The 10,749-nt window shown below is 57.3% G+C and carries 10 protein-coding genes; 4 read left to right on the top strand and 6 right to left on the bottom strand.

The window, feature by feature from the left end:
- From DBR24_RS32270 to DBR24_RS15320, 3 genes are all read right to left on the bottom strand, one after another.
- A partial coding sequence (locus DBR24_RS32270) for a LysR family transcriptional regulator (RefSeq protein ID WP_256591508.1) occupies nucleotides 1-262 on the bottom strand: 262 nt, incomplete at its 3' end.
- Nucleotides 263-268: 6 nt separating this feature from the next.
- Nucleotides 269-2,482: a xanthine dehydrogenase family protein molybdopterin-binding subunit gene (locus tag DBR24_RS15325; RefSeq protein ID WP_128615188.1), complete on the bottom strand. Its 2,214-nt coding sequence runs from the start codon at nucleotides 2,480-2,482 to the stop codon at nucleotides 269-271.
- Nucleotides 2,482-2,946 (bottom strand): (2Fe-2S)-binding protein, encoded by a 465-nt coding sequence (locus DBR24_RS15320; protein ID WP_128615187.1) that lies wholly within the window; start codon nucleotides 2,944-2,946, stop codon nucleotides 2,482-2,484. The genes DBR24_RS15325 and DBR24_RS15320 overlap by 1 nt, the downstream gene beginning before the upstream one ends.
- A 118-nt stretch (nucleotides 2,947-3,064) precedes the next feature.
- Between DBR24_RS15320 and DBR24_RS15315 the strand changes: the two genes are divergently transcribed.
- Nucleotides 3,065-3,970, top strand: coding sequence for a LysR substrate-binding domain-containing protein (locus tag DBR24_RS15315; RefSeq protein ID WP_128615186.1), 906 nt, complete (start codon nucleotides 3,065-3,067; stop codon nucleotides 3,968-3,970).
- A 731-nt stretch (nucleotides 3,971-4,701) separates the two neighbouring features.
- Here the strand turns inward: DBR24_RS15315 and DBR24_RS15305 are convergent.
- The 3 genes from DBR24_RS15305 to DBR24_RS15295 are packed head-to-tail and all read right to left on the bottom strand — an operon-like array spanning nucleotide 4,702 to nucleotide 7,985.
- Entirely contained in the window at nucleotides 4,702-5,916 is a 1,215-nt protein-coding gene (locus tag DBR24_RS15305) for an MFS transporter (RefSeq protein WP_128615184.1), read from the bottom strand.
- 19 nt (nucleotides 5,917-5,935) lie between these two features.
- Nucleotides 5,936-6,895, bottom strand: coding sequence for a diiron oxygenase (locus DBR24_RS15300; RefSeq protein WP_256591507.1), 960 nt, complete (start codon nucleotides 6,893-6,895; stop codon nucleotides 5,936-5,938).
- The gene (locus tag DBR24_RS15295; RefSeq protein WP_128615182.1) at nucleotides 6,888-7,985 is read right to left on the bottom strand and encodes a SagB/ThcOx family dehydrogenase; all 1,098 of its coding nucleotides are present in this window, start codon (nucleotides 7,983-7,985) and stop codon (nucleotides 6,888-6,890) included. The genes DBR24_RS15300 and DBR24_RS15295 overlap by 8 nt, the downstream gene beginning before the upstream one ends.
- 758 nt (nucleotides 7,986-8,743) lie before the next feature.
- On the opposite strand from DBR24_RS15295, the gene DBR24_RS15290 reads away from it, so the two are divergent.
- From DBR24_RS15290 to DBR24_RS31290, 3 genes are all read left to right on the top strand, one after another.
- Nucleotides 8,744-9,853 carry a hypothetical protein gene (locus DBR24_RS15290; protein ID WP_128615181.1) on the top strand — a complete coding sequence of 370 codons (1,110 nt, stop codon included), beginning with the start codon at nucleotides 8,744-8,746 and terminating at the stop codon, nucleotides 9,851-9,853.
- 3 nt (nucleotides 9,854-9,856) lie between these two features.
- Complete coding sequence (locus tag DBR24_RS15285; RefSeq protein WP_123468093.1) at nucleotides 9,857-10,426, top strand: LemA family protein; 570 nt, start codon at nucleotides 9,857-9,859, stop codon at nucleotides 10,424-10,426.
- 57 nt (nucleotides 10,427-10,483) lie between these two features.
- A partial coding sequence (locus DBR24_RS31290; protein ID WP_218278138.1) for a hypothetical protein occupies nucleotides 10,484-10,749 on the top strand: 266 nt, incomplete at its 3' end.

The following is a 10,749-nucleotide window of genomic DNA, read 5'->3' as shown; positions in this document are numbered from 1 at the left end:
GTTCGAGCGCAGTCACCATCGGGTCGAGCGCCCGGTCGAGTTGTTCGAAGACCAGCGGCGCCTGCTCCTTGAGCATCTGCCCCGCCGCAGTCAGCTCGACCCGATGGTGACTGCGCTCGAACAGCGGCGTCCCCAATTCCTCTTCCAGCAGACGAATCTGCTGACTCAGCGGCGGCTGGCAGATGTGCAGGCGTTCGGCGGCGCGACCGAAGTGCAGCTCATCGGCCAGGGCCATGAAGTAACGCAGCAGGCGCAGGTCCATGGCGGCTTATCCCAGGCTCAGCGGTGTCGAACGCTGGCGCACGCCGGTCAGCGCAAACAAGGCGTTGGCAATCGCCGGTGCCACCGACGGGCTGCCCAGCTCGCCGACGCCACCGGGTTTGCCCGGCTCGCCGTCCAGCACCACGATGTCCGTGGCCGGCATGTCTGCCATGCGCGGCACGCGGTAGTCGTGGAAGTTGCTCTGCACCACCCGGCCCTGCTTGATGTCGAGGCGGTCGAACAACGCATGGCCAAAGCCCCACATCAGCCCGCCGTAGATCTGCTCCTCGACCCCGCCCGGCGACACGGCCAGACCGCAATCGACCACGCAGGTGAGCTTCTCGACGCTGGCCTTGCCGTCAACCGTCGCAACCTGCGCAACCACCGCGATAAAACTGGTGTAACCCTGATGGGTCGCGATCCCCAGCGCAGTGCCCGGTGGCAGCGGCTTACCCCAACCGGCGCGCTCGGCAGCCTGCTTGAGCACGGTCACATGACGTGGCCGTTCCTGCATGTTGGCCAGCCTGAACGCCAGTGGATCTTCGCCAGCGGCATGGGCCAGCTCATCCATGAAACTCTCCACGGCGAACACGTTGGGAATGAAGCTCACCGAACGATACCAGCCGCTGGGCACATGGCTTTCGTGCTTGACCCAGTTCAGCTCCAGATGCGGCGGACGGTAGGCAAAGTCCCACGCAGTGATCGCTTCGGTGGTGCTGTAATCCATGTGATCCGGACGCTCGAAGTAACCCGGCTCCCATTGTTCCGGGGAGGCCGGCGACACCGCATGCAGTTGCAACGTGGTGAGTTTGCCTTGGGTGTCGAGCGCACCTTTGACCCGGTGCAACGTGGCCGGGTGATTGAACAACGCGTGCATTTCATCTTCGCGGCTGTTGAGCAGCTTCACCGGCACGCCGGTCTTTTGCGCCAGGTACGCGACTTCGAACAACCAGTATTTGGCTTCCCGTGCACCGAAGCTGCCGCCGGACACCAGCTCGTTGATCGTGACGTTGGCCTTGTCGATGCCGCACACGGTTTGCGCCGCTTCCAGCGCCGAGGACGGCACCTGCACACCGCCCCAGTAAGTGATCGCTCGGTCCTTGACCTGCGCGGTGATGCAGATCGGCTCCAGCGGGTTCTGCACTTTATAGGGCATGGTGTACTCGGCTTCGATCAGCTTCGCCGCGTGCGCCCATTGCGTGCTGACATCGCCGTGGCTCATGGCCTTGACGGTTTGTGCCTTGGGGTCATGGATGGCGTTGGCTTGCGCAGCAGACAGCTGGTCACTGTCGAACCCTGCCAACGGCGAATCGCTCCACTTGATCTCCAGCACCTTGCGGCCCTGCTGCGCGGCCCAGAACGTCTCGGCCAGCACCGCGACCCCCTCGAGGTTACCGCCGAGCACATCGGGCCGCCCCGCAATCGCCAGCACCTGACGGACGCCCGGCACCTGCAAGGCTGCCGCCGAATCGACGCTGACGACTTTCGCCCCGACCACCGGCGCCCGCTGTACCACCGCCACCAGCATCCCCGGCAATTGCACGTCGCTGCTGTACTTGAAGCGTCCGCAGACCTTGGCCGCCGCGTCGCGTTTGTGGCGCAGCTTACCGATGTATTTGAACTGGGCCGGATCCTTCAGCGTGACTTTTTCGGGCGCTGGAAGACGCGCGGCCACGTCGACCAACTCGCCATAGCCGAGGCTGCGTTTGCTCGATGCATGCACCACCCGACCTTCCACGGTGGTGCAACTGTCGGGGCTGACTTTCCACTGTTTCGCTGCAGCGCTAATCAACAGCGCCCGCGCCGTCGCACCGGCCATGCGCAAGCGATCGTATTCGAGGGAAACGCTGGTGCTGCCGCCGGTGGAAAATACCTTCCAGACCGGATGAATGTAGGTTTCGAAAAACGGATCTTCGGGGGTGATCACCTGCACGGTCATGGGGTTGACGTCCAGCTCCTCGGCCACGCATGCGGCCAGCGCCGTTTGCGTGCCAGTGCCGGAATCGTGTTTGTGCACCACCAGTCTCACCGTGCCATCGGGGAAGATCCGTACCCAGGCGTTAGGCTCGAATTCTGTGGCGGGGGCCGGGGCATTCGGGTCCGTGACCGCGATGCCGGATGGCAGGTAGAGGGCGATCGCCAGCCCCGAAGCCAGCGTCGCCGCCTGCTTGAGGAACACCCGTCGGGATGGTTCGATCAAGGTCTCGTCGAGCCGGCTCATCACGCCTCCTTCGGCGCATTCGCCGCGCGTTTGATCGCTTTGTTGATCCGTCCGTAAGTGCCGCAACGGCAGATATTCCCCGACATTGCATTGCGAATCGAATCGTCGGTTACCGCCGCACCGGTGTTGAGCAGCGCGGCGGCAGACATGATCTGCCCGGATTGACAGTAGCCACATTGCGGAACATCTTCGGCAACCCAGGCCAGTTGCAGCGGGTGGCTTTGCGTCGGCGACAAACCTTCGATGGTGGTGACGCTGTGCCCCGCGACGGCGGCCAGCGGCAACTGACAGGAACGCACCGCAACACCGTCCAGGTGCACGGTGCAGGCACCGCACAGGCCCATGCCGCAGCCGAATTTGGTGCCGGTAAGTTTCAGTTGATCACGCAGTACCCATAACAAGGGCATGGAGGGGGTCGCTTCATCCAGCTCGCGTCGTTCGCCGTTAACTGTGAATGCAATCATTGTCAGGCTCCCAAAGAGCGGCCCGTCTTTGTGCGGGCCTGGTGACCGATTATTGGAAGCCGCGACAATCCCCGGCCAGCGACGATTTCTGCCAACCGCTGTAAGCAGGACTAACAACATGTACAAACGATACCCGTCGGTGCAGTCCATGAGCGCGTTTATCCACGCGGCGCGCAGCGGCAGTTTCTCCAGCGCCGCGCGCAAGCTCGACCTGACCCACAGCGCCATCAGCCAGCAGATCCGCGCGCTGGAAGAGTTCATCGGCCAGCCGCTGTTCGTGCGCGAAGGCGGCGGCAGCAACCTGACCGATGCCGGGCAGTTGTTTGCCAGTGTGCTGTCGGATGGTCTGGCGCAGATCGACCGCGCGCTGTCCTCGGTGAAGAACCGCAGCGTGGCACAACGCCTGACCCTGGATGTCGACAGCGAACTGGCGCAGAGCTGGCTCAATCCGCGCCTGCCCGAACTGCTCGATGGCCTGCCGGATTACGAAGTGACGCTGTTGTCGATGCCGCGCAGTGATCGCAGCACGTTTGAGCGGGTAGATCTGGCATTGCGATATGGCTATGGCGATTGGGATGACTGCGAGATGACGCAGATCTGTGGCGACCGGGTGATGGCGGTGGCCTCGCCGGCGTTGCTTGAGCGTTATGGGTTGCACGTGCCGTTGAGCCCGGCGCAGATCCTTGAACTGCCGCTGTTGGGGTATACGCGGCGCTCATGGATTCCGTGGCTGGATGCGGCGGGGATGCCGCCCGTAGAACCGCCGGCGCGAGTGATTTTTGATAATGCGGCGAACCTGATTGCGGCGGCTGAAGCCGGGGTGGGTGCCGCACTGGTGCGCGGATTACTCGCCGCCGATGCCTTGCGCAGCGGGCGCCTGGTGGCATTGAACGAGGCGCAGATTGCCGCGCATTACAACCTCTACGCGGTATGGCCGCACGGGCAGGCTGAGCGGGTGGCGCCTGTTGTTGAAGTGATCAAGCAGTTGGCTATGCGTACACAGGAAATCCAGCCCTCACCCTAGCCCTCTCCCAGAGGTAGAGGGGACTGATCTGGGAATATTGGCGAATTACACCGACGTGCACCTGCTGCTGTGAATCCGTAACCGAATCGGTTCATCAGGTCGATGCATCACTCGGTCGGCCCCCTCTCCCAGAGGTAGAGGGGACTGATCGGGGAATATTGGCGAATTACACCGACGTGCACCTGCTGCTGTGAATCCGTAACCGAATCGATTAATCAGGTCAATGCATCGCGCAAGACCACTCGGTCGGCCCCCTCTCCCAGAGGTAGAGGGGACTGATCGGGGAATATTGGCGAATTACACCGACGTGCACCTGCTGCTGTGAATCCATAACCGAATCGATTCATCAGGTCGATGCATCCCGCAAGGCCACTCGGTCGGCCTCTCTCGCCACGGGAGAGGCAACTGATCGGGGAATATTGGCGAGTTACACCGACGTGCACGTGCTGCTGTGAATCCATAACCGAATCGGTTTTCCAGGTCGATGCATCCCGCAAGGCCACTCGGTCGGCCCCCTCTCCCTCCGGGAGAGGGCTGGGGTGAGGGTAGCTTTTGCCCTTCATCCCAGAAGAATCAATCCAGACACCGAGACCAGCCAGCAGCCATCATTGCCATGACAATGCCGCCCCTGACTTTCCAAACGCAATACCGTAAGCGACAACAAACTTACTCGAAGGACCTGGCAAGAACGTTCACCCTCCCCCCGCAACCCCGGCTCGCCAACCTAACGCTCACTTGGCCGGGACGCTCTCAAGCGCCGCCCCCTCAGCCACTCCCCATTTGTTGAAGCCATAGCCGAGTACTGTTGCGATCAAGATGAAGGCGGCCAGGCTCTCCTGCGGAGGAAAGGGTGCGACGGCGAGCAGCACGCTGACGACCCCAGCCGTGACAAACATCAGAGTGCCGCCCGCCGCCGACGAGGCCCCCGCCTTTTCGCTGAACATCTCCATGGCCCTGGACGCCGCAGCGGGTCTGACCAGCGTGGTGCCTACGGTGCAGATGATCATCGGTATGGCCACCGTGGCGATGGAGAGCTGGAACTGAATCAACCCCACCATAATCAGACCGGACAGCCCCGAGATCGCCAAGCCCAGCTTGATTTGCGTGTCGATCGTCAGTGTTTTGGATAACCGCGTGGCCAATAGCCCGCCCACCACATAGGCGCCTCCATAGGCCAGAAGCACCCATGAATAAGTCAACGAGGACACCCGCAGCGTTTCGAGGAAGATGATCGGAGAAATCGCAATGAAGCCAAAATGGCAAGAAAACGCCATTGCCGATGTCATCCACGAATACACGAAAGGTTTAAAGCTGAAGATATCCGCATAACGCTTCAATATTTCCAGCTTTTGCGATCGCGACGTCAGCGACTGATCCTGCAATTTGGGGAAAAACCACAACGTTTGCCCCAGCAAGATCACCGCCAGGCCAGCAAACACGTAGAAACTCCCTTGCCAATTCAGGACGTACTGCAAATAGGTCCCAAACAACGGCGAGAACGAAATACACAGTCCGCTTAACGACAGCATGTAAATACGAATCCGCTGTCGATCTTCAGCCGTGAAAACATCCTGAACAATCGCTTGAGCCAGCACAAAGCATCCGCACCCTATCCCCTGCACCACTCGCGCCAAGGCAAACTGCACTTGAGTACTGGAGAGCAGGCAACCCGTAATCCCCAGCAGCGACACCACCAACCCAAGCTTGAGCATTACAGGTCGGCCATATTTGTCGGACAGCGGCCCTACCACGATTTGAGAGAGGGAGAACCCGACTGCAAAGGTCGCCACAAAGAATGTGACCTCATTGACTTTCATCCCGAACGCATCCGCCAACGCCGGATAAGACGGAAGTAATACATCGAGCGGGAACACGCCGAGTACAACCATGACCGACAGCAAGAACAGTGCAGAGGCCTTCGCAGGCGATTTGAGCTTAATGTTCACCGTATTCTCCCTTTGGCTGTCATTCGATAAGCCCTGCCTCGGCAAAGCGCTTCACGTTCATGGGGTCTTTGAAAAAACCACTGCGTTTCATCGCCGTTATCGTTGCGGTGCACCCGGCTCGGGCCCTGGCACGATGAGGCGCATGGCCTTGTTGCCTTTCATGGATAAGCCACGCACTGGCGGCATCAACGCCCACACACTTCAAGTTCTCGAACAACCAGGTTTCATGCAGCCTGAAAAACTCGTAAATGGCTTGAACGATAAAACCCGACATGAAGGTTTTCTGAGCGTCGGAAGCGCCCTGCCAGACAATTGTAAAAAGGTGCGAAAAATAAAGTGAGTGCTTGAGTTCGTCCTCAAGGTGGTCACGCAGCATCCGGTAGACGGGGGCATAAACGGTTGCCTTGGAGATCTTCAGAAATTCCTTGGTAATCACCGTTTCAGAAACAAATCCAACAACGAACCAGGCCAACTCGGTATGGGCAGGCTCAACCGTGTTCACCAGCGCCCGGATATTCCGGACGCGCTCTGAGGCAACTTCCCGATTGGCAATTCCATAAATAGCGCTGACTTGATTGGCGACCTCCGCCGACATCACCGCATGGTAGGCCTCGTCGGCATATAACTTGAGGCCTGTGAGTTTCAACGCCGGAGACAAACCCAAGCCAATCCGATCATGCGCAATGGTTGTGATCGCGCGATTGACAATGCGCGTCTCCAGTTCAGTCGTGTAGTCGAGGAACATCACCAGATACCTGGCCAATATCGCCTGCCTCACGGCGTCGCCATGGCAATGAACCGCCTCGTCGGCGAGCCAGGGAGTTGCCGCCGGCACAAACCAGTCCTTGTGCTGTTCGCCCTCCTGCGTCCAGCCGGACAGGTCATAGGCGTTAGGCCGCGTCCGCACGGTGGCGGCGTCGTTCCAGTCTGAAAAGACTTGCAGCGCATCGGTGTCGATCGAACTCATTTCCTCAATCATTTTCCCGCGCTCCCTCGCTGGCATGCAGCGCTTCCAAAGCCGCCGGCATGTCCCGGCCGGTGCTGACACCGGTCCCGACAAACAACAAGGGCGCTGACGAGTGGAGATCGCCCAACAATGGCTCCAGACACGATTCATCAATAGCGGCAGAGACCCAAGTCCCAAGGCCCAGCGCAGTTGAAACAAGCTGCACGGTCTGGGAGATATGGCCGGCGTCCAGCAACGCGACGCGGTAGGCTCTCGAGTGCGGATACTTCCACCAAAGCCGGTCAAACTGGCACGTCAGGAAAATACCGAACGGAATATCTTGCGCAAAGAATTGCCCGTTGAGTGCCTGACCCAAACTGAAATCGAGATCGTTACTTATGGCTTCCAACTGGTGCTCGACAGGGTTGTAGTAATAAAACCCGGGCGGGATCTGCGCGACATTCTTGATATAAACATATCCTTCAATCGCATTAAGTCCGCCGCCTGAAGGGCTAGTTCTGCGATGCCGTAGTTCATCGGGACACAGCAGACTAGTTTCAAGAGCGCGAAAAGGAAGATACGCCAGTGAATAATAAAGTATTGATGCTACCTGTTGCTTCGTGACCGCCACAGGAAGGAACTCCCTGACGCTGCGTCGTTTTAACAACGTGCTATGCAAGTCATGATGCTGAGTAATTTCCGGTCGTGTTAAAGCAATACATCGCCTTTCATCCTTATCCTGAACCTCATGCCTTAACTTCGGCACCGGAACAGTGAAGGCTTCTTCACACGCCGATTGATAGGCCATTGCCCATTCATGGACGCTTTCGGGTCGCGCCGCATAGTCGATCTTGCTGGTGCCAACGTGAAAGATGCGGGATAGATCATCCCAGCCCCATTCCATCGCGGGAAATTCAGTCTCTGACAGTACGTCAGCCGCCAGCAATTCCTGGTCGATTGCGTCTTGTGAATCCGGCTCTTCGTCTGGATTCTGACTCAGATGCAGCAACCGACAAAGATACTGCGGAGCGATGCAATATTGCTTGTGTGCTTGATAGTCCCATAGCACCAACTGCTTATTCTTGATCAGAAAAAAAATATTATCACTGATATAGGAAGGCACTACTCTCGTCCTTGAGACTGGCAAAAATAAAAAGCCCGGAAGAACTTCTTCCGGGCCTGAACATCACTTGACGGTGGTTTTAACCGGACCTGCCGCTTGAGTCCAGTTAGCCAAGGTTTTCGATTCGAGATTAATAACGGTCATGACACTCTCCTTATCTTCAATGAAGCCGAACCATTCGGCGAAGTGAGATTTAAACAAACAAAAACAGCTGTCAAGAATTAAAATCAAAAAAACTTTTTGCACTTAACTTGGTGCGTAACTGTTATACAACCGCACCGAGATAGTGCTACGAAAGTCTCCGAATCCGGCCAGTTCGATCATTGTCTGACAATTTAAGTGCGCCATTGCAGCGCACACTTTCAAAACATATGAATCGCCCTGAATTTCATAAACGCCGCTTTGCCTGAACTGACACCAACCAAATGACAGAATGGCGTGCGGCTGGATTGCGTCTTTATCAATCGGTCGCCTAGGTAACTGTCATGACAACGCCCGATGCACGGACAGGGGCCACAGACTACTGCCTGCCGAATGCTCGACCATTTCCAGAGACACGTATCCGCCACAAGCGGTCAGCGCATGACAATGGTATCGTCCACTCCTTTTCAATGTTTCTGACAGATTATGAATAGAGCCAAATCCTCAATCCGGACCATTGCTCCCGCACCAGGCATCCCTGAATCCGATGTGAGGCCAGGACGCCATCGCTATGCTTTTGTGAGTCTTCGACCTTGCTCTCGTTGAAGGATGTCTACATGCCCAACGCATCGCAGAACGCGCGACTCACTGAGTTGCTGACGGTGAGCGAAGCCAGTATTGACAGGGCTGAATCCAACGCCGACCTCCTGAACGTGATCCATGAGTTTGCCTTGTACAACGGCCCGCTCGAATTCGATCGCACACGTGCATGGTGGTTTTTCGGCACCGGCCTGTTATTGCTTGCGAGCGCTTTGGCCCTTTATTGGATTGGAAACATCCATAGCGTCGCTCTGTTCTTTTACCGGTTGGAAATTGATCCCGACTCGTTCGGCATGGGTACTGGTTTTTTTGGCATCGTGATTGCCGTTTGGAGTCTGGCATGGATGAAATCCAAATCTGATCGGTTGCCGTCGCTCAGTAAAAGAATTGCTCGACTGTCATCCTACTTCCACAACGGACTGACTTTCCTGAGAGAAGACTCGGCCGCAACCCTCAAAGAGCTGGACACGGAATTTGGTGATTACCGTCGCGGCGACTACAGCCGCAAGTTGGTCGAGTCGATACAGGGTGAATTTACCGGCACGTTGCGCAACCTCCCTTTCACGTACCGCCAGCTGCACTATGTCAACCGACGCGAGGTGCATACCACGGTTACCGACGAAAAGGGCAATACCAAAACCGAGACTCGAGTGGTTTATGACCACTACGATCGCTACAGTTTGGTCATCGACTTTCCATGGGTCACCGGAATATCGGTCAGATCTGATCACCAGTCCCAGAACGACTATTCGCATCCCATGGACACGGCTTCTCCGGATTTCAATAAAGCGTTCCGTTTGACCGGTCGCAGCGAGATGCTCTGCGCGAAATTCATCAAGCCTTCGACGGTGCTCCACTTGCTGAAGCTGTTCGACATCCTCCATCGTCCAAACCTGGAGTTCTCCGACAGTGGAGAGCTCTGCCTCAGTTTTGAGAGCAACGACCTGTTCGCGTTCGGTGCCCAGTATTCGCTGGCTTCGCCCAACAATTTTTACGAAGAAATTTCTGCCGGTATCGAACTGCCACGTCTGATGTCTGCGCTCCAATGGAGCCATGCACTCAGTGAGCTGCACGATGACAACTTTACCTTTACCGCCACTCCCCCAAAACAACGCCAAGAGAAGTAAGCCATGGACATTGCACTCATCCTCTCCGCTGTTATCGCTGTCGTCATAATCGTAGCGGGCTTCAGCATTTATAACGGCATTATCGGGGGACACAACCGAGTACAACGTGCATGGTCGGACGTCCTCGTTTACGAACGCCAGAAGACCAAAGTTCTAGACCAACTGCAAAAGGTGCTCGCAGATTTCATGGTCTACGAGGCCAGCCTCCTGGAGAAGATCACCGGCCTGCGCAGCGCGGTCAACGCCCTGCCTGCGGGCGCCAATGGCAATGCCCTAACGACCGTTGAAACCGCCACCCGGGAGCTGATGGGTGGCTTACGCATCGCTTTCGAGGCCTACCCTGACCTGAAAGCATCAGAAGCGGCGAACAACATGATGCGTGAAATTTCCGAACAACAAGAGAACGTCGGCGCAGCCATCACCATCTACAACCGCAACGTCGAACTGTTCAACAACGCCATCGAGATGTTCCCCGGCTCGGTCATCAATGGCCTGTTCAACAAGAAAACTCGCGTCACGCCATTCACCGATACCGAAGCTTCGCAGAGTTTCTCTTACACCCCGAATATATAATCCGCGTGATGCATCGAACCCATCACCCGCAAGGGTGATGGTCGATCACCTCCCTCCTTGAACAGATCCGCCGCTGATTTTTCCAGGCGCAATGCCGAAAGCAGCAACAAACCACATGAAAACGACGCAGAAAAGCAATCGCCCCGCTCCCACAGATTTCAACGCCAAACAAAACATCTGCAATCAGCACAAAACCCTGTGGGAGCGAGCCTGCTCGCGAAGACGCCCGAACGGACACCCGATCAATCACCAGGTGATCCCGACACCTACATCACCCAGGCATCTGCAAATTATCCAACGCCCGATTCACCGCCAGTTCACCA

This window comes from Pseudomonas sp. HMWF006 (assembly GCF_003061205.1).
Classification (GTDB): domain Bacteria; phylum Pseudomonadota; class Gammaproteobacteria; order Pseudomonadales; family Pseudomonadaceae; genus Aquipseudomonas; species Aquipseudomonas monsensis.
This window is presented reverse-complemented; position numbering and strand designations above follow the sequence as displayed.